We start from the raw sequence: 24,955 nt of genomic DNA on the forward strand, positions 1-24,955 counted from the left end.
TCGCGCGATCATCCACCAGCCTACGATCCCAGCTTTTCCATCAGGAAGTCGACGAAACTGCGCACGCGCGACGAGAGATGCCGCGCATGCGGATAAAGCAGCACGAACGGCCGCGAACAACCGCCATAGGGAATGAGCAATTCCTTGAGCGTTCCCGCCGCGATGTCTTTCTCGACGATGAACCGATAGGTCTGAAAAATACCCGCCCCGTGGCGCGCGAGCGTTGCCCCGGCAAGCACGTCGCCCGACGACGTGTAACCGCCGCTCGTCATCGTCTCGACAACCTCGTCTTCGACTTTGAACAGCCACGGAAGATTGCGGCCGGTGCTCGGCAGCGCGTACTGGACACAGTCGTGATGGACCAGGTCGTCGGGCGTTTTCAGTTTGGCTGCGCCGCGCAGATAAGCCGGCGAAGCGACGACCACCAGTTCCGCGTCCTCGATCGTGCGCGCGATCAGCCCGGAGTCGCCGGGCGCCGCGCCGCGAATGGCCAGGTCGAAGCCTTCTTCGCCAAAGTCGATGTTGCGATTGCTGAGATGCGTTTCGACGGTCACGCCCGGATAGCGTTGGCGAAACTCGGCCAGCAGGGGCAGCACGCGGTAGTGTCCATACGGCGTGGGCATGCTGATGCGCAGCACGCCGGTCGGCGCGGTTTGCTGTCCGGTCGCTTCGCGCTCGGCTTCAGCGAGCTGGGCCAGCGCGAGACGACATTGTTCGAAGTAGCGCCGTCCCGCGTCGGTCAACCGGATCTGCCGGGTGGTCCGCACAAACAATCGCACGCCGAGGCGCTCCTCCAGACGCGCGACCGTACGGCTAACGGCGGCCGGTGTGACGCTCGCGGCGTTCGCGGCCTCGGTGAAACTCTCCAGTTCGGCCGCCAGGCAGAATAGTTCGATACTGCCCAGAAGGACATCTTCAAATTGACGCTGCATGGTCTCTCGGCGAGGTGCCTGATAGCGAGGTCTGGCTTCAAGGCGGAAAGCCGCCCGGAACGGCCGCCACGTGAACGCGGCGGCGGCTCGCCGCGTTCGGCGCGGAACAAGGGTTCGTACGGAATATCAGGACTATATTGTAGTGAGACTCGATGAGGAAGCGACATGACCGATCAGACAGGCAAGCGTGCCTTGCTGCCCTTGCTGGGCATCGACAAACCGATCATTCAGGCGCCAATGGCAGGTGTCTCGACGCCCGCACTGGCCGCGGCTGTTTGCAATGCAGGCGGGCTCGGCTCGTTGGGCGTCGGAGCGATGAATGCCGACGGCGCGCGCAAGGTGATCAGGGAGACGCGCGCGCTGACGGACAAGCCGTTCAACATCAACGTGTTCTGCCATCGGCCTGCCCAAGCGGACGCCGCGGTCGAGCAGCAATGGTTGAGCTGGCTTGCGCCGCATTTCGAAAAGTATGGGGCAACGCCGCCGGCGAAGCTCTCGGATATCTACACGAGCTTCCTCGCGGACCCCGCCATGCTGGCAGTTTTTCTGGAGGAGAAGCCGGCGATCGTCAGCTTTCACTTCGGCTTGCCGTCGGCGGATGTCATCGCCGAACTGAAGAAGGCAGGCATCAGGCTGCTCGCCAGTGCGACAAATCTGCAGGAAGCGGCGCAAGTCGAAGCGGCGGGCGTGGATGCGATCGTGGCGCAAGGTATCGAGGCCGGCGGGCATCGCGGTGTCTTCGACCCGGATGCATTCGACGACCGGTTGGGCACGTTCGCCCTGACACGTTTGCTCGCCAAGGAATGCCGGCTGCCGGTAATCGCCGCCGGCGGGATCATGGACGGCGCGGGCATTGCCGCGGCGCTCGCACTTGGCGCTCAGGCCGCGCAGCTTGGCACGGCCTTTGTGGCGTGCACGGAGACTTCGATCGACGAGGGTTATCGTCGCGCGTTGCTTGGCGAGGCGGCGCGCCGCACGACTTTCACGGCGGCGATCTCCGGGCGGCTGGCGAGAAGCATGGCGAACAGTTTCACGGCGCTCGGCGCCGACCCGCGTTCACCCGAGCCGGCCACCTATCCCATTGCCTACGATGCCGGTAAGGCGCTGAACGCGGCAGCCAAGGCGAAAGGTGAGTTCGGCTACGGCGCGCATTGGGCAGGCCAGGCCGCCGCGCTGGCAAGGTCGTTGCCAGCGGCGGAACTGGTGGCCCAGCTGGAGCGCGAACTGAAGCAGAGCATCGAGCAACTGCGGCAGTTCGCGAACTGAAACTAACAGCACAGCGGGTTGAGCGCTCCCGTTGCGACGCTCAACCCGGCTTCTGGGCGAGCTGCTTGCGATAGGCCTCGACCGGCAACCCGCCCCAGCCCCAGTTCTCCATATCCACTTCTTCGATAACCACGAAGGTCGCCGCGAGCGGCTTGTTCAGCACGTCCAGCAGCACCTGGCTGACGCCTGCGATCAGCCTGGCTTTTTCGTCGGCCGTGACGGCATTGGTGCCGGGTTTGGAACCTTCGCGGGTCACCTGAATTGTGACGATAGGCATGGCGTTCTCCATAATGCTCGGTTGGCGTGAAGGGCGCCGGTCAGCGGCGCCCTCGCGCGATCAGTGGCCTGCGCTCTGGCCGCCGTCGACGTGCAGGATTTCGCCCGTCACGAACGGCGCCGAGTCCAGGAACAGCACAGCGTTCACGATATCGCTCATTTCGCCCATGTGCCCGACCGGATGCAATGCGCCGAGCGCCGCATGGGTTTCTTCAGCGTGCATCGGCGACTTGATGATGCCCGGCGCGACGGCGTTCGCGCGGATGCCCTTCTTCGCGTATTCGATCGCGAGGGACTTCGTGGCCGCGTTCAGGCCGCCCTTGGTCAGCGAGGCCAGCACCGAGGGCACGCCGTCGATGGCGTGGTCGACGAGACTCGTCGAAATGCTGACCACGTGGCCGCTGCCGTGCTTTTCCATTTCGGCGATGGCCAGCTGCGTGATGAAGAAGAAGCCGTTGAGGTTCACCGCGGTGACCTTCGCGTAGTCTTCGGCCGTATAGCTGGTGAAGGGCTTGGCAACGAAGATGCCGGCGTTGTTGACGAGCGTGTCGATGCGGCCAAAACGGGCGATGGCTTCACGAATCACGCGCTGCGCGGTGGCCGGTTCGCCGATATCGCCTGCCACAGTCAGGATGTTCGGATCTTCCGAGGGCTTGACCGAACGTGCGGTTGCGACGACGCGGTAGTCGAGCTTGCGAAACGCGTTGACCAGTTCGGCGCCGATGCCTTGCGATGCGCCCGTAACGACAACGACTTTTTGTGATGTGCTCATGGCTGAATCTCCAGATAAGTAACTTGGGATCAAATGCTGATCGGGCCGGTGGCTCCGATGGGTATGAAATCTAGGCGCATCCGCGCCGATCTCGAACACCCGCCATGGACAAACAGTCTTGCCTGCCAGGTACAAATGGTTTTGCGGTGAGGGAGCAGGCGCGCACGGCCTACGCGACGGCCGAGGTCGCGAGTCGTTATTTGCGGCGTTGACGCGATTTATTGCTGGCTTTCCGCCGAGGCCATGCGAAAGACCGAGAGGCCTTCCATCGGGTCCAGTGTTTCTCGCCACGGCGCGCGCTTCAGCAAGCGGACCGTGTCTTCGTAACCCGCAAGCCAGCGCCGTTCGATGCCGGCCGAAGAGAAATCGATGTCCCGGTTCAGATCGTCGTTATCGAATGCCGGTGCGTCGAGTTCCAGCACGCGCATCGTCGTGCCGCAGCCCCAGCCGAGCAGTTCGCGCACCTGCGGATCATTGCGTGCCGCTTCGGGCAGATGCTGGCCCAGTTCGCGGATCACGTGACGCAAGCGGTGAATCTGCTTCTGTCGATCGAGATGACTCTCCGCGCGGCTCGAGTACTGAATGTCGCGTTGCCGGCTCATGACCTGCAAGATCGACTCGGGCTCAGGACCGCTCGAAGGCCACAACTGCACCGAGAAGATCACCGAGTCGCGCCGCGGGCGGTCGTCGAGCACGGCTTCGAGCGGCGTATTCGAATAGATGCCGCCGTCCCAGTACGATTCGCCTTCCAGTTGCACCGCCGGGAAGCCGGGCGGAAAAGCGGCGGAAGCCATCACGTGTTCGACGTCCAGCAACGCATCGCGATTCGTGAAGTAGCGCATGCGTCCACTGCGGACATTGACCGTGCCGACGGTCAGCCGAGTCGTCTTCTGGTTCAGGTAGTCGAAATCCACTAGCGAAGCCAGGGTTTCGCGCAGCGGTCCGGTCGAATAGAAAGCTGCCTGATCGGAACGAACGCGTGCCTGAAGGCCCGCCCACGACTGCAACTGCGGTGTGAAAAACGACGGCACGCCTTGAGTGACCGTGACAAAATCGCGCAGCCAGTTTGCGAGTCCCGGCAGCCAGTTTGCCGCTTCCATGCCCTGGCGTGCCACGCCGTTCCAGAACCGGGTCAGACGCGCCATACGATTCTCAGGCAGATTGCCGGCGATGATCGCGCCGTTTATCGCGCCGATCGAGGTGCCGATGACCCAATGAGGCTCGACTTTGCCGTCGTGAAGCGCCTGATACACCCCGGCCTGGTAAGCACCGAGGGCGCCGCCGCCCTGAAAGACCAGCACGATCTGGCCGGGAATGTCCGGCGGCGAATGCGGAGTGTCACTTGCGCCGGTCTGATGTTCGACGTGCGTTTCGTTGCTCATGACAAACCTCCCGGACCCACATTGCGGTGTCGCCGATTCTGCCACGGTATGGATTCACGCCATCACGCGCAGTGGTGAATTTAGTCAACGTTTCCATAATGTCGAAACCAGGCGCGTTGACGCTGCATAACGTCTAAATGCGAATTGGCTATGGTCCGATTATCGAACACTGATCGCGTGTTGTTTTTTTGATTAGCGATGCTACACTTCCTCAGCAAACAGATTAAAAGCGTTTCGCGGCAACTGGCCATTGCCTTTTGACACTTCTGCACGGTGTCAGACATCGTATTGACATACCGCTAGAAGAAAAAGGAGCACGTATGCAACGGTTGGCGAGCGAGTCTTGATGCATTCATTAGCATCGCACCGACCAGGCGGCTGGTGGCCGTCCACTTCCTTTTTGCCTCGCGTAGCGTAGATAACGCAACAACGCAGCAATTGATCAGCAAACGAACCTGCCTTCGAGAGCATGCGCATCCGGGCGCGAAGCTGACGCATTAGCGCAGTTTCAATCGTGTTGCCGGGTGTTGCCGGACCCGCACCGAAGCTGCGAGTCTCCGGTGCAGCCGGTTGCGTCTCGACGCCCGCGCCATACCGCCGCGGAGATTTGCCGACGGAGATCAAGATGATACGACGGACGCACGTCTTTGCCGCTTGCCTCGTACTGACAGCCTTCGCGACGCTGAGCGGGTGTCATGAAAAAGAGGCGCCCGCGGCCGCGCGGCCGCCGGTCAATGTCGGCGTGGTCGACATTGCATTACGCGACGTGCCGGTCGTGTTCGATTACGTCGGCCAGACGGAAAGCTCGCAGCAGGTCGAAATACGCGCGCGCGTGAACGGCTTTCTCGAGAAGCGCGTCTATCAGGAAGGCTCGATGGTCCATCAGGGCGACGTGATGTTCGTGATGGATCGTAAACCCTTCCAGGCGAGTCTCGACGCCGCGCGCGCGGAGTTCGCGCAGCAGAAAGCCCGTCTCGACACCGCGCAGGCGAATCTCAATCGCGTGCGTCCGCTCGTCGCGAAGAACGCGCTGAGCCAGAAAGACCTCGACGATTCGATTGGCCAGCAGCAGGCAGCGGCGGCGGCGCTCGAACAGGCCCGCGCGAACGTCACGAGCGCGAACCTGAATCTCGGCTACACGACCATCACGGCGCCGGTCACCGGGCTGTCGAGCTTCGCGAAGAAGCAGGATGGCTCTTACATCGATTCGACCAATAGCCTGCTCACGTATGTCGCGAAGCTCGATCCCATGTGGATCAACTTCTCGTTGTCCGAGAACGAAATGCTGCAACTGCGCACGCAGACCGCGAACGGCACGCTGAAGCTGCCGCAGATCGACGATCTCGAAGCGGTCATCGTGCTCGCGGACGGCAGCATCTATCCGCAACGCGGCCATATCGCGTTCAGGGACGCGTCGCTGAGTTCCGAGACCGGCACGTATCTGATTCGCGCGGCCGTGCCCAATCCGGACGGCGCGCTGCGGCCCGGCCAGTTCGTGCGCATCAAGCTGCTGGGCGCCGAGCGGAGCGCGGCGGTCGCCGTACCGCAAGGCGCGATCTTGCAGGGACCTCGCGGCGAATATGTGTGGACCGTCGACAAGGACAACAAAGCCCAGCAACGTGCGATCGAAACGGGCGAGTGGAACGGCAACGACTGGGTGGTCAATTCGGGTCTGCGCGTGGGCGATCGCGTGGTGATCGATAACACGTTGCGGTTGATGCCCGGTGCGGCGGTGAATGCGCATGTCGTGCCGATGCCGGCCGCCAGCGTGAATATTGCCGCGTTGTCAGGTGGAGGAGCGGGGCCGGCTGGTGGTGGTGGCGGTGGCACTAGTAGCAATGCGGCGAGCGTCGCGGGTCAAACCGACGCAAGTGCCGCGTCTGGCACGGTGAATGGCGCCGCAGGCGCATCAGCCAACGCAGCCGCTCAGGCAAATCCAAAGGGCACATCGGCGAACGCGACCAACCCGTCGGCACTCCCGGCTGGACAAACCGCGGTGTTCTTCGCGCTCGGCAGCGCGAGTCTCGATTCGCAGTCGGCCGACGCGCTCGCGGGCGTCGCGCGTCGCTTGCTCGCCGCGCCCGGTTCGCGCGCCGTGATTTCCGGCTACACCGATTCCAGCGGCTCCTATGAAGCCAACGTCAAACTCGCCGCCGCGCGCGCCGCGACAGTCCGTTCAGCGCTGATCGTCGCGGGTGTCGACGTCGCGCGTATCGATATGCGCCGTCCCGCGCGCATCGTGGCAAGCGACGCGCCCGACAAGTCGCGCCGTGTCGATGTCACCCTCGCGCCGTCGACGGGGGGCTGATCGATGAAGTTCGCCCACTTTTTTATCGACCGGCCGATCTTCGCGTCGGTGCTGTCGATCATCCTCGTGGTGGCCGGCACCGTCGCGATGTTCAACCTGCCGATCGCGCAGTTCCCCGATATCGCGCCGCCGACCATCACCGTGAGCGCGACCTATCCGGGCGCAAGCGCGGAGGTTGTCGCGCAGAATGTCGCGGCGCCGCTCGAGCAGCAGGTAAACGGCGCGGACAACATGATGTACATGAACTCGTCCAGCTCGTCGACCGGCAATATGACGCTGACGGCATACTTCAACATCGGCACGGATCCGTCGCTGGCGCAGGTGGATGTGCAGAACCGCGTGAATCTGGCGCTGCCCACGCTGCCCGATTCGGTAACGGCGCAAGGCGTGTCGGTGCAGAAGCGCTCGTCGGCGTTCATGATGGTGATCGCGATCTACTCGCCGGACAACGCGTTCGATCAGTCGTACGTCGCGAACTACGCGAACGTCTATGTGCTCGACGCGTTAAAGCGCATTCCGGGCGCGAACCAGGCATCGATTTTCGGTTCGGCCGACTACGCCATGCGTATCTGGATCAAGCCCGACCGCATGGCGAAACTCTCCATCACCGTCGCCGATGTGCAGCAGGCGATCAGCAACCAGAACCAGCAATTTTCCGCGGGCCGCCTCGGCCAGTCGCCCACCAACGCGCCGGTCCAGCAGACCTTTCCGGTGGCGACCAAAGGCCGCATGACCAAGCCTGCCGATTTCGACAACATCATCTTGCGCGCCGGTTCGGGCGACGCGTCGACCATCCGCATCAAGGATATCGGCCACGCGGAACTGGGCGCGAAAGATTATTCGCTGCGCGGGCGCTACAACGGCAAAACCGCGACGCTGATCGCCGTGTATCAGCAGCCGGGCGCCAACGCGCTGCAAGTCGCCAAGCAGGTGCATGCCACGCTCGAGCAGCTGCAAAAGGCCTTTCCTCCCGGCCTGAAATATGAAGTCGCGCTGGATACGACGGAGTTCGTGCAGGAATCGATCGGTGAAGTCATTCACACGTTGCGCGACGCGGTGATCCTCGTGATTCTCGTCGTGTTCATTTTCCTGCAGAGCTTTCGCGCGACGCTCGTACCGCTTCTCGCCGTGCCCGTGTCGATTCTCGGCGCGTTCATCGGCATGCTGGTGTTCGGCTTTTCGGTCAACATGCTGACCTTGTTCGGCATGGTGCTGGCCATCGGCATCGTTGTGGACGATGCGATCGTGGTGATCGAGAATGTCGAGCGCAATATGACCGAGTTCGGTCTGCCGCCGAAAGAGGCCGCCAAACACGCAATGGACGAAGTGACCGGGCCGGTCATCGCGATCGTGCTCGTGCTGCTCGCGGTATTTATTCCGGTGGCGTTTCTGTCCGGCATCACGGGGCAGTTGTACAAACAGTTCGCGGTGACGATCGCCGTCTCGGTCGTGATCTCAGGCATTGTTGCGTTGACGCTGTCGCCGGCGCTTGCCGCGATTCTGCTCAAGCCCGGCACGCACAAGAAGAACCGCTTCTTTCTCTGGTTCAACAAGCGTTTCGACCGCCTGACGCAAGGCTATGGACGCGCGGTGCAACTCGCGATACGCCGCGTCGCGTTGTCGATCCTGCTGATTGTGGCGATGGTGGCGGCGACCGCGGGGCTGTTCAAACACATTCCCTCGTCGTTCCTGCCCACCGAAGATCAGGGCTATCTGCTCGGCGCGGTGGTGCTGCCCGATGCGGCGAGCCTCGACCGCACCGGCAACCTCTCGCAACGCGCGGAACAATGGTTCGCTAAGCAGCCTGCTGTCAAATCGGTCGCCGCGCCGATCGGCTACAGCCTGATCGACTCGCAGTACAAGTCGAACGCGGGCACGCTGTTCATCACGCTCAAAGGCTTCAAGGATCGTGGCGAGAACGGCACCGCGCAAGACCTGATCCGCGATGCGAACAAGGCGTTTTCCGGCTACACGGACGGCGTGGTAGTGCCGCTGAATCCGCCGTCCATTCCCGGGCTCGGCACGACCGGCGGCTTCGAGTTCTGGCTGCAAAGCACCGGCGACGGCAGCTATCAGAACCTTGAAGAGAAGGTGCGCGCGTTCATTGCGAAGGCGCGTCAGAACCCGGCGTTGCGTGGCGTCAACTCGACCATCAATACGAACTCGCGGCAGTTGCTCGTCGAGGTCGACCGCGAGCGCGCGGAATCGCTCGGTGTGCCGATTCAGGACATTTACGCCGCGTTGCAGACCATGTTCGGCTCCTCGTATGTGAGTCAATTCCCGAAGAGCAGCCGGCTCTTTCAGGTGATCGTGCAAGCCGAGCCGCAATACCGCACACAGCCCGACGACATCCAGCAACTCTACGTGCGCAACCGCAGCGGCGACATGGTGCCGATCAAGGCCGTCACGACCGTCCGTTTCGTGCCGGGCGCCGACATCGTCACGCGCTTCAACAATTTTCCCGCCGCGAAAATCACCGGCGATGCCGCGCCGGGACACAGTTCGGGAGAATCCATCGCCGCGATGGAGCAGATCGCGCACGAGGTGCTCGGCGAAGGTTATAGCTATGCATGGAGCGGCCAGGCCTACGAAGAAAAGCAGGCCGGCTCGACCGCGATTCTCGTATTCGGTTTTGCCTTGCTGATGGTGTTCCTGATCCTCGCGGCCCAATACGAAAAGTGGTCGTTGCCGATCGGCGTGCTACTGGCGGTGCCGTTCGCGATATTCGGCGCGCTCATCGGCATTCTGTTGCGCGGCATGGAAGACGACGTGTACTTCCAGATCGGCCTGACCGTGCTGATCGCGCTCGCGGCGAAGAACGCGATTCTGATCTTCGAGTTCGCCGTCGAGATGCGCGAGAAGGAAGCGCTGTCCCCCTACGACGCCGCGCTCAAAGCCGCGAAGCTGCGGCTGCGGCCGATCATCATGACATCGCTGGCGTTCATTCTCGGTTGCGTGCCGCTGGCGATCGCGAGCGGCGCGTCGGCTGCGAGCCGCCGCTCGCTCGGCACCGGTGTGATCTTCGGCATGCTCGGTGCGACGGTCATCGCGCTGTTCTTCATTCCGATGTTCTTCTGGGGACTCGAAACATTGTCGTCGCGCGGCAAGAAGGCGCCGGCGCCCGATGCCGGACCGCCGGTGTCGCCGGGGCCGCGGGAGGGAGGGACATGAGATTCCCTCGATGCCGCTTATTGGCCGCTGTTTGCGCCTGCTGGTTCGCGGGCTGCACGGTCGGCCCCGACTATCACCGGCCTGCTGTCGACACACCGTCGTCGTTCCGCTATGCGTCACCGGACGCCGAAGTGGTCGATCAGGGCGCCGTGCAATGGTGGAGCCAGTTCAACGATCCAGTGCTCGATGGCCTGATCCAACGGGCGCTCGATCAGAACAAGGACCTCGCCATCGCGGCCGCGCGCGTCGACGAATTCTACGGACGCCTGATGACCACGCGTGCCGGGCTCTTCCCACAAGTCGGTGCGAACTTCGGCGGCGGGCGCGGCCGCAGCGTGCCCGCGCCGGGCTTCGCGCCGGCGGTCGGCAATCAGGTGCAACTGGACGTGATGGCGTCGTGGGAAATCGATCTGTTCGGCCGCCTGCGGCGCCTGACCGAAGCCGCGCGCGCCGATTATCTCGGCACTCAGGCCGCGCAGCAGGCGACCCGTATCGCGTTGATCTCCAGTGTGGCGACCTCGTATCTGTTGCTGCGCGATCTCGACCAGCGGCTGGAAATCGCGAAGTCGACGCTCGCCAGCCGTGCTGATGCGCTCTCGCTGTTTCAGGAGCGCTTCACCGGCGGAGTCGTGTCGCAACTTCAGGTGAGTCAGGCGAAGTCCGAATACGAGTCGGCGCAAGCATCCGTGTACGCATTCCAGCAGCAGATCGCGCAACAGGAAAACGCGTTGTCGCTGCTGCTCGGCGACAACCCCGGACCGATCCCGCGCGGCAAGCCGTTGACGCAACTCAGCGCGCCCGCGATCCCGGCGGGCCTGCCGTCGTCGCTGCTTGAACGACGGCCCGATATCTTGCAAGCCGAACAGGCTTTGGTCTCCGCGAACGCGTCGATTGGCGCGGCGCGCGCGCAGTACTTCCCGAGCATTTCGCTGACGGGCATGTTCGGCGCGGCGAGCACGGCGCTCTCCGGACTGTGGACGGGGCCGGCGCGCATCTGGTCGTTTGCGGGCGCGATCTCGCAGCCGATCTTCACCGGCGGCGCGATCACAGGATCGGTGCGCACCGCCGAGGCGCAGCAGCAAGAGGCGCTGTTCAGCTACGAGCAGGCTATCCAGTCCGCTTTTGCCGATGTGGAGAACGCCTTGGTCGGCGTGGCGCGCGTGCGTGACCAGTTGCAGGCGACCAATCGCCAGGTCGAGGCGCTTGCGCAATATGCTTCGCTCGCGCGCGATTTATACGAAGGCGGCTATACGAGCTACCTGGAAGTGCTCGACGCCGAGCGCAGTCTGTTCAATGCGCAGCTTCAGCAGTCGCAATTGCAGGACCAGCAGCTTGCCGAGATCGTCGCGTTGTACAAGGCGCTTGGCTATGGCTGGAACGTCGACAGCGGCTCGCAGACGCCAACGCGCGGGTGAGCCGTTCAATTGAACGGTGCAACGCGCTACGCTTTCGGCAGCTTTGATTTCTTGCCGCGTGCACGCGGTTTAGGCTCGACGCCTATGCGCGGATCGCGGGCGAGCACCAGCGCCGTCAATTCCTCAGCCGCGCTTTCAAACGCGGGATCGTCTTGCGCGATGTAGAGCCACTTGCCGAGCACTGGATGCGGCCGCAAAGCCGGCATCTCATGGATAAGCGCCGCGTGGCGCTCGTGCGACGTGCACACCAGCAGGCCATTCCACGGCTTGTCGCGGTCCGCGGCAATCAGGCACAAAAGCCCGTCGATATAAGCGGCGTCGCTGCCGAACATCCGCTTGCTGATAAAAGTCGGATCGCGTTCGAACGCGTCGAAGATCCAGATAAGCGAGTTGCGGACGGACGAGGGCATCGGTGTGAAGACCTTGGCGACGTGGGCGATGAGGAGCGAAAAGCATAGCACCACGACGCTCGGCCGAGCTCCGTCAATCTGTGCAGATCAGCGCGGTCAGCAACAACGGAATGACCGAGTGCACCTTGGCGGTGCTTCCGGCCGCGCGCACGCGCGTTTCGACCGACTCGCTCGGCGCGGACAGCACGACGCCATATAACGGGCCCGCGAGTGCCTGGCCGCGGCCCTTCTTGAACATGTCGTCGTCCGGCTCGTAGCCGAGCACCGCGTAGACGCGAAAGCCGAACACGGTCATGTCGCTGCCGTGCACGGGACGAAACGCGTTGACGGAGTTCTTGTCGACCCGCATCGGCTTGGACTCGATGTAGTTGTCGTCGATGAGTTGGGTGATGAACGTGTGGGGACGCGCCTGACAGTCGAACTGTGCGTCGAGCGCGTAGGCATGCGATACCGCCGGGCAGAAGCCGGCGCTTGAAACGAGGAGTGCGGCAAGCACTCTGAAAGGATGAGATTCCATGGCTGACGTGACCGGACTGCGGGCGTCGGTAGGCTGAACGCACGCTAGACATCAGTCTCTCACGGCTACGCGAACTGCGTACGTGCGTCAGCGAACGATGGCGGTTCCGCACCCCGGTTCAACCCGAGGCGCAGTCGATCCCTCGCCTTGGCCACCTCACAGCACCTCGAATCACCCGCGCTTCTCGAACAGTTCGTTGAGCAGCGAGCCCGGCGCGGCGCCGGCAAACCCGTCGAAGCGGCCTTGGGCGAGTGACTGCGCCGCCTGCATGAAACCGCCCCACGCCGCGCGGGCCAGCGCGCCGCCGACGCTGATGCGCCGCACGCCGAGCGCGGCCACGTCCTGCAGCGTGAACGGCGAGGTCGAGCCGATCAGCAGATTGACGGGCTTCGGCGCCACGGCGGCGACCACCGCCTCGATCTGTTCGCGCGTCTGAATGCCTGGCGCGTACAGACAGTCGGCGCCCGCCTCCGAGTAGGCCTTGAGTCGCGCGATCGCGTCGTCGAGATCGGGCGAGCCGGCGAAGAAGTTTTCCGCCCGGCCGACCAGCAGCGTATCGCCGCCGTTTTCGTCGATGGCGCGGCGCGCGGCGCTAATGCGCTCGACGGCAACTTCGATGGAGAAAAGCGGCGCGGCGGCGTTGCCGGTGGAGTCCTCGATCGACAGGCCGGCCACGCCGGTTTCGATGGCGAGCCTGACACTTTCCGCGACCTCGTTCGGCGTGCTGCCGAAGCCGTTCTCGAAGTCCGCGTTGACGGGCAGGTCGGTCGCTTCGACGATCTTGCGCAGGTGCGTGAGGATGGCGTCGCGCGGCAAGCTGTTGTCGGCGTGTCCGGTGGACCAGGCAAAGCCGGAACTGGTCGTGGCTAGCGCCTGGAAGCCGAGCGTATGCAGATAGCGCGCGCTGCCGGCATCCCACGGATTGGGCAGGATGAAACAGCCGGACGTGTGCAGGGCTTTGAACGCGGCGCGCTTCTCGGCGACGGTGCGGGACATGGCGTATCTCCTGAAAACGGACGAGCCTGAGCCGCCCGTGCTGGTTATGCGACCTCGAGGTCCACGACCGGGAAGTCGGTTTCGGTGTCCGCTGGACGCGGATCGCCGGCGTGATAGACGCAGTGCATCTGATGGAGCCGGTTGCGGCGGGTTCCATCATCCGCGAAATCGTTGTTGTTGTGTGCGACATACGTATGTTCGGACGGGCTTCTCCGCTCGCCGGCCTGGAGAGCGCGCGTTTCTACGCAATCGTGCAGCCTGACACTGCGGGGCACGCGACGCTCGGCGAAGGCTTCGCCAGGCAGGCGAGGCCGACGACACCTTGTCTATCAACCCGGCGCAGCGGAACCGGCACGCAGGGACTTCTTCGCCGCGCGAACGAACGCGACGAAATTCGCCACCACGGGATCGTCGCGCGTGGTCTGCCACGCCAGTGCCACCCGCCAGCGTGCGGCGGCATCGCGCAACGGCAGCACTCTCGCGTCGCGTAACAGGTATTGCGCGCGTGACGGCAGGAACGCCGCGCCCACGCCCGCCGCCACGCCGGCAAGGACCGATTGAATGTCGTCGGCTTGCTGGATTACCTTGGGCACGAAGCCATGCTCACCGCACCAGTGATCGATTTGTGCCGCGAGGCCGGGACCGCGTCCGCGTGACAGCGCGATGAAGCCGGGCTCGTTCAATTCCTGCAGATTCGACGGAACGCGTTTCCAGCGTGCGTACTGCGGTATCGCCAATGCCAGGGCCTCGTCGAGTATCGGCAAGGTGGACAGGCCGGCGTCGGCGGGCAAGCGCAGGAAGCCGACATCGAGCTTGCCGCCGAGAAGCCGCCGGGACTGCTCCGCGGAAGACAGATCGTTGAGTGTCACGCTGACGTTCGGATGGAGCTTGCGGAATTGGGCGATCAGTTGCGGCGCTTCGGTCAACGTCGAAAGTCCGAGGCCGACGCGCAGATAGCCACGCGTGCCGCTGCTCGCCTCGCGCGCACGCGCGAGGATATTGTCCGCGTCGCGGACCAGCGCCTCGGCGTCGGCAAGAAATCCTTCGCCGAAGATGGTCAGCTCCGCGCCGTGCCGTCCGCGCTCGAACAGCCGCGCGCCAAGGCTCGCTTCCAACGCCACGATCTGCTTGCTCAGAGCGGGCTGGCTGACATAAAGCGCTTCGGCGGCGTGCCCGAAGTGGCGGAGTTCAGCGACGGTCAGAAAGGCGCGCAGGAGTTTGAGTTCCATTCCAGCAAGTGATTGAATGGATAGAATTTTTCATTTTACTTATGGTTGGCGGAGCGGTCCAATGGTGTCGTTCTGTTCATGCGGTCGTGAAGATGTTCGCCTCCACTGTTCCGTCGCTTCGCGTTGCGGCTATGTCGCTCGTTTCACGTCCCGGCGACGCGGCGCATAACGTCGCGCGTATTGCGGATTGCCTGGCGCTTGCCGCTAAGAAAGAGGTCGGGCTGGTGGTGTTTCCGGAGACCTGTGTCGGCGGCTACGCAAGCATGGCGAAGCTTCATCGCGCCGAACTCGATGCGCTTGCAGAGCCGCTCGACGGACCGTCGATCCGCGCGGTGGCCGATGCGGTCGAAGGCTCCGGCGTGGCTGCTGGTGTCGGCTTCCTGGAGCGCGCAGCCGATGACCGTCTGTTCAACAGCTACGTGGTGTGCCTGCCGGGCGGCATGCGTCATTGTCACCGCAAGCTGCATGCGTTCGGGCATCGGCGGATTAGCAGCGGCGACCGGTTCACCGTGTTCGATACGGCGTGGGGCGTGCGCGTGGGCATCCTGATCGGCGGCGACAACTATCTGGTCGAGAACATGCGCATGACTGCGCTCATGGGCGCGACGCTGCTGATTGCGCCGCATCGCAGCGACGGCGCGAACCGGACTGGCGATCGCCGAACGCAAGCTGGTTCGATAGGGCAATCGCTGCCTCGTTTGCTGTCGGCGCGAGCTGGTGACAACGGCATGTTCGTCGTCTTCAGCGATGGCGTGGAGATAAGCGGATCAGGACAGTCGAGCGGGGCAGCGATGATCGTCGATCCCTGCGGCCGCATACTCGCTGCGAGCCGCGCGCGAGACGCACTCGTTTCCGCCGATCTGGACAGAGGCCTGATCGACGGAAGTGCAGGGCAGCAATGGCTGACGGCGCGCCGCCCGGAACTCTACGGCTTACTGACCCGGTCCGGCGACCATCGAGCGGCGGATTTCGAGCCACGCGGCGCCACTTCGCGAGGCGCGATCGCGCTCAGTTTTGCGCAGGTTAGCCGTAATCGGCCGATACGCTAGCGTTCGTTCGGTTCGTTCGTCAAGGTGGCCTTAGCGGAAGATTTCGGCAATCAGGTTCGCCACGGTCCGGATCCGCTCACTGTCGCGCAAGGCCGGATGCAGCACCATCCACACGTCCTGATCGAGCGCCTTGATGTGCTTCTCCACGCAGACGAGATCGCTCGTCGTGTCGCCGGCAAGCTGCGCGAGTATGCCGAGCCCGGAGCCGCCCAGCACGCCGTCGAACACGCCCATGCCGTAGCTGCTGCGTAGCGACGGCGCCGGAGCGCCGGGCAGCGCCTTCAGCCATTGTGTCGCCGGGTGGTCCGGTTGACGGTCGTCGTAGCCGACGAACGACAGCTTGTCCCACTCTTTCTTCACGATCGCGGCCTTGTGGCGCAGATAGTAATCGCGCGAGCCGAACAGCCCGAAGCGGATCTTGCCGATGCGCCGGACGTACAGATCGCCCTCTTCCGGGCATTCGGACCACAGTGCGATGTCCGCCTCGCGCCGCGCAAGGCTATAGGGACGCCGCGAAGTCAGCACTTCGATCGCGAGTCCGGGCAGCCGGTCCTGAAAGGAGCCGAGCAGTTTCAGCAAAATGTACGACGGCCATTCGACGGCGTTGATCCGCACCGTGCCATGCGCGGGCGCGCCGCCGTTCACGTCCGCGGCGCGTTCTATCTGGTGCGCCAGGTCTTCCATTTGCTCCGCCCAGGCCAGCACCTTGGCGCCGAACGCCGTGACGCTACAGCCCGACGGTACCCGGTCGATCAAAGGTTCGCCCAGCCGCCGTTCGAGTTCGGTCAAGCGGCGCGACAGGGTCGGCGCGCTCAGGTCACATGCCGCGGCGGCCGATCGCATGGTGCCCTCGCGGGCGATCGCCACCAGAATCCGCAGGTCGTCCCAGTCTACGTGTTCCATTTTTGAAACGATAGATTTTGAAATTTGGCATAGCATAACGCAGTTCGCGGAGATAGGATTGGATCTGGCCATGCTTGCCCAGCATACGGGACGACCCTGATGGTTCAGCCAGTGGCGGCAAGTGCGGCGTTCCTGCCCATCACACGACTCAACGGCTCTCAGTAGACCGAACGAGCAATACGGAGACATCAATGATTCGCCATTTCCTTCCGGCGCGCCGTCGCGCCATCGCAGCCGGCGCAGCTTTCCTCGCTGTGTCGATTTTGCCGATGCCGGCAGCCTTCGCCCAGGCCGCCCATAAACCGAAAGTCGCGCTTGTCATGAAGTCGCTGGCAAACGAGTTCTTCCTGACCATGGAAACGGGCGCCAAGGATTATCAGAAGCAGAATCCGGCGAAGTTCGATCTCGTCACCAACGGCATCAAGGACGAGACGGACACCGCGAACCAGATCCGCATCGTCGAGCAGATGATCGTCTCGAAGGTCGACGCGCTGGTGATCGCGCCGGCTGACTCGAAGGCGCTGGTGCCGGTCCTGAAGAAGGCGGTCGATGCCGGCATCATCGTGGTCAATATCGACAACAAGCTGGATAACGACGTCCTCAAGTCGAAAGACCTGAACATCCCGTTCGTCGGGCCGGATAACGCGAAGGGCGCGCAGAAGGTCGGTGACTACCTGGCCAAGCACCTGAAATCGGGCGACAACGTCGGCATTATCGAAGGTGTCACGACCACGACCAACGCGCAGCAACGCACGGCCGGCTTCAAGCAGGCCATGGCGGCGGGCGGCATGAAGGTCGTCGCGCTGCAATCGGGCGAGTGGGAAATCGACAAGGGCAACGCCGTCGCGAGCCAGATCCTCAACGCGAATCCGGACGTCAAGGCTTTACTGTGCGGCAACGACAATATGGCGATCGGCGCCGTGTCGGCCGTGCGGGCGGCCGGCAAGGCAGGCAAGGTGCAGATCGTCGGTTACGACGACATCAACGCGATCAAGCCGATGCTCAAGGACGGCCGCGTACTCGCCACCGCCAATCAATACGCAGCCAAGCAGGCCGTGTTCGGCATCGACACGGCTTTGAAGGCGCTCTCCGAACACAAGAAGCAGTCTGAATTGTCCGGCGTTGTCGAAACGCCGGTCGATCTGGTCACCAAGTAAGACGGGTGCAAGGTGTGGCCCGCTCCGCAAGGGGCCACGCCGACTGATTTCTGTCCAGCCTGAAACAATCTGATGTCCACTCCCATCTCATCTCTTGCCGACGCCGCGCCGGTGCTGCGCGTGCACGGTATCGGCAAGACCTATGCCGAGCCCGTGCTCGCCGATGTCTCGCTGGACTTGCACGCGGGCGAAGTGCTGGCGCTGACCGGCGAAAACGGCGCGGGCAAGAGCACGTTGTCCAAGATAATCGGCGGTCTCGTCACGCCGACTACCGGTTCGATGACGCTCGCCGGCGCGGCCTACACGCCGGCCAGCCGCAAAGACGCCGAGGCGCTCGGCGTGCGCATGGTCATGCAGGAGTTGAACCTGCTGCCCACGCTCTCGGTGGCGGAAAACCTCTTTCTGAACCGTTTGCCGCAGCGCGGCATATTCGGCTGGATCGACCGCGCCAAACTGCGCGAGGACGCGCGGCACGCCATGGCGCAAGTCGGCCTCGACGCAATCGATCCCGATACGTTGGTCGGCACGCTCGGCATCGGGCATCAACAGATGGTCGAGATTGCACGCAATCTGATCGGCGATTGCCGCGTGCTGATTCTCGACGAACCCACCGCGATGCTGACCGCCCGCGAAGTCGATCTGCTGTTCGAGCAGGTCGAGCGGCTGAAGGCGCGCGGCGTCGCGCTGGTGTACATCTCGCACCGCTTGGAAGAGTTGAAGCGTATCGCGAGGCGCGCAGCCGTGTTGCGTGACGGCAGGCTCGTGCACGTCGACGAGATGGCCAACCTCACTACCGACCGTCTCGTGACCCTGATGGTAGGCCGCGATATCGGCGACCGGATCGATCTCGGCGAACGGCGTATCGGCGAGATGACCTTCAAGGTCAGCGGCATGACGCGTGAGCCGGTGGTGCGCGACGTGTCCTTCGAGGTCAAGGCCGGCGAGATTTTCGGCATTAGCGGACTGATCGGTGCGGGGCGCACGGAGTTGATGCGGCTCATCTACGGCGCGGACCGCGCGGACGCGGGCACTGTGTCGATCGTGCGGGAAGGCGGCGCGCTCGAGCCCGTGACGATCGCGTCGCCGTCGGACGCCGTGAAGCACGGCATCGCGCTGATCACCGAAGATCGCAAAGGCGAGGGCCTTTTGCTGACCCAGCCGATCGCCGCCAATATTTCGCTGGGCCACTTGCGTTCGGTGTCGAGCAAGGGCGTGGTGGACGGCCGTCGTGAAGCGTCTTTGGCGCGCCGGCAGATCGACGCGATGCGTATCCGCAGTTCCGGGCCGGCGCAGCCGGTGTCCGAGTTGTCGGGCGGCAATCAGCAGAAGGTGGTGATCGGCCGGTGGCTCGCGCGCGATTGCACTGTGTTGCTGTTCGATGAGCCGACGCGCGGTATCGACGTCGGCGCGAAGTTCGACATCTATGCGTTGATGGGCGCGCTGGCTCGCGAAGGCCGCGCGCTGGTGGTGGTATCGAGCGACCTGCGCGAATTGATGGCGATTTGCGACCGGATCGCGGTGATGTCGGCGGGACGCATGACGGGCCTGTTCGAGCGCGGCAACTGGACTCAGGACGCGCTGCTGGCGGCGGCATTCGCGGGCTATGCGAAACGCGACGACATGCTGCACGAGCCGATCGAACCCGACGCGAAAGCGCCCGGCGAAAGTAAATTAGTGGAGTATTGAGCATGACCGTGGAAACCAGCCTGCCTACGCTGCAGAACGAACCACCCAAAAACGCGAAGCCGCTCGGCACGCGACTCGGATTGTCGAACTACCTTGGATTGCTCGGTGCGCTCCTCGGGATGATCGTGTTGTTCTCGCTGCTGAGTTCGCATTTCCTCACTTACGACACCTTCAGCACGATTGCCAACCAGATTCCCGATCTCGTCGTCATGTCGATCGGCATGACGTTCGTGCTGATCATTGCCGGCATCGATCTGTCGGTCGGCTCGGTGCTGGCGCTCGGCGCAGCGCTCACAAGCGTCGCGGCCTTGCAGTGGCATTGGCCGGCGTTGCCTGCCGCGTTGCTCGGCATGGCGGGCGCGACGCTGACCGGCTGCGTGACGGGCGCGATCACCGTGGCGTGGCGGATTCCGTCGTTCATCGTGTCGCTCGGCGTGCTCGAAGCGGCGCGTGGTCTTGCGTATCAGCTGACCAACTCGCGCACCGCTTATATCGGCGATGCCTTCGATTTCCTCTCCAACCCGGTCGCGTTCGGCATCTCGCCGGCGTTCATCATCGCCATTGTGGTGATGGTCGCCGCGCAGTTCGTGTTGACGCGTACGGTTTTCGGCCGCTATCTGGTCGGCATCGGCACGAATGAGGAAGCCGTGCGGCTCGCGGGCGTCAATCCGCGACCCTACAAGATCGCCGTGTTCGCGATGATGGGTTTACTTGCCGGCCTCGCTTCGTTGTTCCAGATTTCGCGGCTCGAGGCCGCGGACCCGAATGCCGGGCAAGGTATCGAATTGCAGGTGATCGCGGCGGTGGTGATCGGCGGAACGAGTTTGATGGGCGGACGTGGTTCGGTGACGAGCACGTTCTTCGGAGTGTTGATCATTTCGGTGCTCGCTGCGGGTCTCGCGCAGATCGGCGCGACCGAGCCGACCAAACGCATCATTACGGGAGCTGTGATTGTGGTGGCTGTCGTGCTGGATACTTATCGAAGCCGGCGTCGCGCTGGATAATCGGGATTATCCCGTGGATGGTCAGCAGCTTTGCATGGGCCTGGAGTGAGTGCCGAAGCGCTGACTCTGGTCGACCGCGTTGCATGGGACCAGAGTAAGTGCTAACGCACTAACTCTGGTCGACAGGAGAAAATTAAAGTGTCAAAAGAAACGAAGCAGGGCCGCGTGCTGGTAGTGGGAAGCATCAATACGGATCTCGTCGCGCGCGCGCCGCATTTGCCGCGCCCCGGCGAGACGATCGGCGGACATGAGTTCTCGCAGGTCGCCGGCGGCAAGGGCGGGAACCAGGCGGTCGCGGCCGCGCGCATCGGCGCACAGGTTGCGATGGTTGGATGCGTCGGCAAAGACGCGAACGGCGCGCAACGCGTCAAGGATCTGGAAGCGGAAGGGATCGACTGCAGCGGCATTGAGGTTCATCCAGGTCAGCCGACCGGTGTCGCCATGGTGACGGTGTCCGACGACGGGCAGAACACGATCGTCGTGGTGGCCGGCAGCAACGGCGAACTCACGCCGGAGAGCGTGGCGCGCCATGAAGCGGCCATCAAGGCCTGCGACGTCGTGGTGTGTCAACTGGAAACACCGTGGGATTCCGTTCACGCGACGCTCGCACTCGCGCGCCGGCTCGGCAAGATCACCGTGTTGAACCCGGCGCCAGCCACCGGGCCGTTGCCGGCGGAATGGCTGCCGTTGGTCGACTACCTCGTGCCGAACGAGGTCGAGGCCGCCATTCTGGCTGGCCTGCCGGTCGAATCGCAAAGCGGTGCGCGGCGCGCGGCGACGGAGCTGCAACAGGGCGGCGCGCGCAATGTGATCGTCACGCTCGGCGCACAGGGCGCCTATCTGCTGGTGGAAGGCGGCGAGGGCATGCACTTTCCCGCGCCGCAGGTGCAAGCAGTTGATACGACCGCGGCCGGCGACACTTTTATCGGCGTCTTCGCCGCGCAACTCGCTTCACGGCAGCCGCTGGAAAGCGCAATCAGCTTGGCGCAACGCGCCGCGTCGATTTCCGTGACGCGCGCGGGCGCGCAGCCTTCGATACCGACCCGCGCGGAAGTCGATAGCGCAGCCTGACACGGATGCCTGTTGTGACATGAGGCGGTCTGTATTGCCACTTTCGGTGGCTTGACGTTGATTTATCGGCGCCATCTCACGATGGTGTTCCCTTCTTAATCACGCTCTCGAGTGGACGAAACATGAAATCACAATGCATAGGCATACTGATGATGTCGCTGGGGCTCGCTGCGTGCGGCGGCAGCATATCGACCACCGATCCTCTCGCGAATGCGCCGAAGGTCATCATCGATTCAGACTTCAACACGATGGGCGACGACGGCCAGCTTTTCGCCATGACTACGCAGTTAATGGGTCAAGGCAAAGTCAATCTGCTCGGACTCACCGTCGTCACCGGCAACGACTGGTTGCTGCAGGAAGAGTCGGATGCGCTCAAAGCTGTGGAACGCATGGGTGTGCAGAATGTGGTGGGTGTGTACGGCGGCGCCGATTATCCGCTGCGATACGATGTAGCGAGTATCCGCGCGCAGCAGGCGGCCAACCCGAACGGCTATTTCGGCGCGTGGAGCCGGCCTGAGCCGACTCAGCAGTCTCAACTCGTTGCGCCGCCGGATGGGTTCGCAGTGTCGACGAAACTGCAGGCGCAGGGCGCGGCGGATTTCATGATTCAGACCATCAAGCGTTATCCGAACCAGGTCACTATTCTCGAGGTCGGGCCACCCACCAACCTTGCCACGGCGATCATGAAGGCGCCGGAGATCGTGCCGCTGATCAAACGGATCGTCTACATGGGCGGCGCGATGGCGGTGCCGGGCAATGCGAACGCCGTGGGCGAGCTTAACTGGTGGTTCGATCCGCTCGCTGTGCGTACGGTGTTGCAGACTTCGATTCCGCAAGCCGTGATTCCGCTCGACGTGACAAATACGGTGCCGCTGACTCAAAGCGTGTACGACCAGATCGTCAATAATCCGAGCAAGCAGACTGCGGTAACGAGGGCGTATGGGATTGCCAATGCCGGCGCGTTCGCTAGTAATACGGATTTGTTTGATACGTTGACGATCGCGTATTTCCTGGATCCGACTTATGCGACGCAAACGAAAAGCGCTTATCTGGACATCGATACGGTGAGTGGCGAGGATCAGGGGCGTGTGACGGTGTATCCGGATCAGCCGGCAGCCAGTGCTTCGCCGCAGAAGATCACTTACGTTACGCAGTTTGATAACAATCGGTTTTTTAGTCTTTATGTGGATTTGTTGACGCGGCCTGTGCCGATTACGTTGCCGTGATGGTGTTCGCGGTCTGATACATACGGCAGGTCTTTTGCGTCTGTTGCATTGCATGTGCCTGATGGTCTTTCACAGACAAAGAGCGGATAGCGGCTAGTAAATAGTCGTTATCCGCCATCTCCCGACTTCCCTCCATGAATCAATCCGTTCGAATTGAAAAGCGGTGTGCCTCCTTCGCAGTGTTCACGATCAATCGCCATGATCATGGCGGCAAATTGCTAACTATCGTCTGAAGTTTCCAGAGTCGAGCTTTTCTGAACGGTTGATTCTGAATGGCAGAATATTAGTCATCCAGATCAAACTGTGCGGACCGGTATCGCGCTCACCACGTTCATACGTTAAGCGCCTCCGTCACGTTCAGATTGCTGTTTTGGCCCGTGTTTACCCGGGGAAAAATAAGCTCACGCGAAGGTCAATGATTTTCTAGACTCCTTTCTGTTGATCCGCTCCAATGACACCTCGGGCCGGGTGATGACGACGCAGAAGAAAAAACGCGGTCCGAAAGGTGAAAAAGTCGAAGGGATCGAGTGGTTGCATTTGCTCGGTCGGGCAGCTTTGTCCGTGCTGTTAGGTCTCGCGCTCGCCCTCGTAGTGCCGACGCGCTTTACCGAAGAAATGGGTGCTCAGACCATGGCACGCTACGCCGCGCCGTTTTCAGGCTATCTGTTCGACATCGAGCGCGGGAAAGCCGCCGCGAAAGATCCGGTTAAGTGGAATAAGCGCGAGATCACCGTGCTGGCAATCGATCGCGAGGCGTTAAGGGCGCGTGGCGAAGGCTGGCCGGCACGTTACCCTTTTTATAGTTGGCTCTTGGGCTATTTGAACAAGTATCGGCCGACAGGTCTGTTCATCGATGTGATTCTTTCCCAACCAGGAAATAAGGATTGCAACGGCAGCGGCAAGGCCACCGGGTTCAGCGGTTTCAAGAAAGCCAACGCTTGCTATTGCACCAACGACATTGATGATTTTGGCGATTTCAGGCAGGCAGTCACTGGTCTGATATCGAGCAATGTACCCGTGTTTCTGGCTGCACGCCGGGAGCCAGACAACACATTGGTTACGAACGCCGCCATCGACAGCGATAGCGCGTTCAAATCTTTGCGGCGCGTTGGCGTTGAATTCTCGGCCCATTCGGTGGACCGGCTCGCATGGACGTATCCGCTCGTCTACGCCGGTAAGGAGCCGGGCGATATCCAAACGACGCACCCCGTTGCTCCCAGTGCGGCCGCTCCGGAGCTTCTCGATTCATCGAAAGGCCAATGCACGGCGAGTGCAGCTTTCGCAATCTTCAGCGAAGTGTACGAGACGGAAAAAAAACTCATCGTGCCTTGCAACGAGTCCAAATCCATGTCGATCACGTGGCCGCTCGATACAGCAGCGGATGGCCTGCTCTGGCAGGAATCCGCAGACGAAGAGAGCGAGGCACGTCACGGTATGCCGCGAATCCTGCGGGCTGATCTCGGCGACGACGATGAGGAGATGTATTGCACGTCGAGCGGCAACCTGTCGACGCTGCTGAAGCGCGCCGAGGTGCGTGCGCTCTTCCGTCCTTCAAGCAGGCCTCTGTGCGTGCACTATCGAACCATCCACGCAAGCCAGCTTGAGCGGATGAGCCCCGAAGACCTGAAGAAAGCGTTCAGCAATCACTTCGTGATGATCGGCACATCGTTTGCCTATTCGAACGACCTGATCCTCTCTCCTCTCCAGGACCGCATACCCGGCGTGTTTCTGCATGCTGTCGCTCTGGACAATCTCTTGAGCCGTGGTGACAAACTGGAGAATGTCGAAGCCTGGGAGCTTGATTTCCACACGTCCGCAAATCGGTGGGGCAGGCTTTTGAGCTTGGGTGCCGTTGGCTTCGGCCTGATTTTCTTCACCGTATTTCTCAAGAAAGAGGCCAGGAAGAAGTTTGCCAGGTTCCATCGCGAGCGCACGCATTGGAGGAAACCTCTCCACTGGCACTGGTGGGCCGCGAAGGGTACGACTGCTGCTTTCAATATCACGTTGTTCGTTACCAGTTTTATCGTGCTCGTGGCATTTGGCGTCCTGATGATCCTGCTCGGCAACTGGATGCTAGTCCCGTTCCTTCTGATTTCGCATGTTCTAGCCTGCACTATCGCGGTCGAATGGCTCGAGTGGAGCGAGCACCTGTTCAATTGGATCACCGACAGCAAGGAGGATTGAT

At 62.5% G+C, this 24,955-nt stretch carries 20 protein-coding genes; 11 read left to right on the forward strand and 9 right to left on the reverse strand.

What is annotated here, in order from left to right:
- Positions 1 to 20: 20 nt before the first annotated feature.
- Positions 21 to 932, reverse strand: coding sequence for a LysR family transcriptional regulator (locus BPHYT_RS20610; RefSeq protein WP_012426042.1), 912 nt, complete (start codon positions 930 to 932; stop codon positions 21 to 23).
- 165 nt (positions 933 to 1,097) lie between these two features.
- Here BPHYT_RS20610 and BPHYT_RS20615 point away from each other — a divergent pair, with 165 nt between their 5' ends.
- Entirely contained in the window at positions 1,098 to 2,198 is a 1,101-nt protein-coding gene (locus tag BPHYT_RS20615; protein ID WP_012426043.1) for an NAD(P)H-dependent flavin oxidoreductase, read from the forward strand.
- 40 nt (positions 2,199 to 2,238) lie between these two features.
- Here the strand turns inward: BPHYT_RS20615 and BPHYT_RS20620 are convergent, their stop codons facing one another.
- The 3 genes from BPHYT_RS20620 to BPHYT_RS20630 form a co-directional block, all read right to left on the reverse strand.
- Entirely contained in the window at positions 2,239 to 2,475 is a 237-nt protein-coding gene (locus BPHYT_RS20620) for a tautomerase family protein (protein ID WP_012426044.1), read from the reverse strand.
- A gap of 60 nt (positions 2,476 to 2,535) precedes the next feature.
- Entirely contained in the window at positions 2,536 to 3,246 is a 711-nt protein-coding gene (locus BPHYT_RS20625) for an SDR family NAD(P)-dependent oxidoreductase (RefSeq protein WP_012426045.1), read from the reverse strand.
- Between the two features lie 218 nt (positions 3,247 to 3,464).
- Complete coding sequence (locus BPHYT_RS20630) at positions 3,465 to 4,628, reverse strand: patatin-like phospholipase family protein (RefSeq protein WP_012426046.1); 1,164 nt, start codon at positions 4,626 to 4,628, stop codon at positions 3,465 to 3,467.
- Positions 4,629 to 5,253: 625 nt separating this feature from the next.
- On the opposite strand from BPHYT_RS20630, the gene BPHYT_RS20635 reads away from it, so the two are divergent.
- From BPHYT_RS20635 to BPHYT_RS20645, 3 genes are read left to right on the forward strand one after another with little or no spacing between them, the layout of a single operon-like run.
- Entirely contained in the window at positions 5,254 to 6,936 is a 1,683-nt protein-coding gene (locus BPHYT_RS20635) for an efflux RND transporter periplasmic adaptor subunit (protein ID WP_012426047.1), read from the forward strand.
- Positions 6,937 to 6,939: 3 nt separating this feature from the next.
- The gene (locus BPHYT_RS20640; protein WP_012426048.1) at positions 6,940 to 10,107 is read left to right on the forward strand and encodes an efflux RND transporter permease subunit; all 3,168 of its coding nucleotides are present in this window, start codon (positions 6,940 to 6,942) and stop codon (positions 10,105 to 10,107) included.
- A complete protein-coding gene (locus tag BPHYT_RS20645) occupies positions 10,104 to 11,522 on the forward strand; it encodes an efflux transporter outer membrane subunit (RefSeq protein WP_012426049.1) in 1,419 nt (472 codons plus the stop codon). Before BPHYT_RS20640 ends, BPHYT_RS20645 begins: the two co-directional genes overlap by 4 nt.
- A gap of 26 nt (positions 11,523 to 11,548) precedes the next feature.
- Here BPHYT_RS20645 and BPHYT_RS20650 read toward each other — a convergent pair whose 3' ends face one another.
- The 4 genes from BPHYT_RS20650 to BPHYT_RS20665 form a co-directional block, all read right to left on the reverse strand.
- On the reverse strand, positions 11,549 to 11,932 hold the full coding sequence (locus BPHYT_RS20650; RefSeq protein WP_041759455.1) for a hypothetical protein: 384 nt from the start codon (positions 11,930 to 11,932) through the stop codon (positions 11,549 to 11,551).
- A gap of 73 nt (positions 11,933 to 12,005) precedes the next feature.
- A complete protein-coding gene (locus tag BPHYT_RS20655) occupies positions 12,006 to 12,449 on the reverse strand; it encodes a hypothetical protein (RefSeq protein WP_012426051.1) in 444 nt (147 codons plus the stop codon).
- A 171-nt stretch (positions 12,450 to 12,620) separates the two neighbouring features.
- Positions 12,621 to 13,445 (reverse strand): isocitrate lyase/PEP mutase family protein, encoded by an 825-nt coding sequence (locus BPHYT_RS20660; protein WP_012426052.1) that lies wholly within the window; start codon positions 13,443 to 13,445, stop codon positions 12,621 to 12,623.
- A 329-nt stretch (positions 13,446 to 13,774) separates the two neighbouring features.
- A complete protein-coding gene (locus tag BPHYT_RS20665) occupies positions 13,775 to 14,674 on the reverse strand; it encodes a LysR family transcriptional regulator (protein ID WP_012426053.1) in 900 nt (299 codons plus the stop codon).
- A gap of 131 nt (positions 14,675 to 14,805) precedes the next feature.
- On the opposite strand from BPHYT_RS20665, the gene BPHYT_RS20670 reads away from it, so the two are divergent.
- Entirely contained in the window at positions 14,806 to 15,723 is a 918-nt protein-coding gene (locus tag BPHYT_RS20670; protein WP_012426054.1) for a nitrilase-related carbon-nitrogen hydrolase, read from the forward strand.
- A gap of 30 nt (positions 15,724 to 15,753) precedes the next feature.
- Here BPHYT_RS20670 and BPHYT_RS20675 read toward each other — a convergent pair whose 3' ends face one another.
- On the reverse strand, positions 15,754 to 16,626 hold the full coding sequence (locus BPHYT_RS20675; protein WP_012426055.1) for a LysR family transcriptional regulator: 873 nt from the start codon (positions 16,624 to 16,626) through the stop codon (positions 15,754 to 15,756).
- Positions 16,627 to 16,817: 191 nt separating this feature from the next.
- Here BPHYT_RS20675 and BPHYT_RS20680 point away from each other — a divergent pair, with 191 nt between their 5' ends.
- From BPHYT_RS20680 to BPHYT_RS20705, 6 genes are all read left to right on the forward strand, one after another.
- Complete coding sequence (locus BPHYT_RS20680; RefSeq protein ID WP_012426056.1) at positions 16,818 to 17,783, forward strand: sugar ABC transporter substrate-binding protein; 966 nt, start codon at positions 16,818 to 16,820, stop codon at positions 17,781 to 17,783.
- Between the two features lie 72 nt (positions 17,784 to 17,855).
- On the forward strand, positions 17,856 to 19,469 hold the full coding sequence (locus tag BPHYT_RS20685; protein WP_012426057.1) for a sugar ABC transporter ATP-binding protein: 1,614 nt from the start codon (positions 17,856 to 17,858) through the stop codon (positions 19,467 to 19,469).
- A 2-nt stretch (positions 19,470 to 19,471) separates the two neighbouring features.
- On the forward strand, positions 19,472 to 20,473 hold the full coding sequence (locus BPHYT_RS20690) for an ABC transporter permease (protein WP_012426058.1): 1,002 nt from the start codon (positions 19,472 to 19,474) through the stop codon (positions 20,471 to 20,473).
- A 138-nt stretch (positions 20,474 to 20,611) separates the two neighbouring features.
- Positions 20,612 to 21,544, forward strand: coding sequence for a ribokinase (rbsK, locus tag BPHYT_RS20695; RefSeq protein WP_012426059.1), 933 nt, complete (start codon positions 20,612 to 20,614; stop codon positions 21,542 to 21,544).
- Positions 21,545 to 21,666: 122 nt separating this feature from the next.
- A complete protein-coding gene (locus tag BPHYT_RS20700) occupies positions 21,667 to 22,770 on the forward strand; it encodes a nucleoside hydrolase (protein WP_041759081.1) in 1,104 nt (367 codons plus the stop codon).
- A gap of 471 nt (positions 22,771 to 23,241) precedes the next feature.
- Entirely contained in the window at positions 23,242 to 24,954 is a 1,713-nt protein-coding gene (locus tag BPHYT_RS20705) for a CHASE2 domain-containing protein (protein WP_012426061.1), read from the forward strand.
- The last annotated feature ends 1 nt before the right edge of the window (position 24,955 follow it).

Source organism: Paraburkholderia phytofirmans PsJN (assembly GCF_000020125.1).
Taxonomy (GTDB): domain Bacteria; phylum Pseudomonadota; class Gammaproteobacteria; order Burkholderiales; family Burkholderiaceae; genus Paraburkholderia; species Paraburkholderia phytofirmans.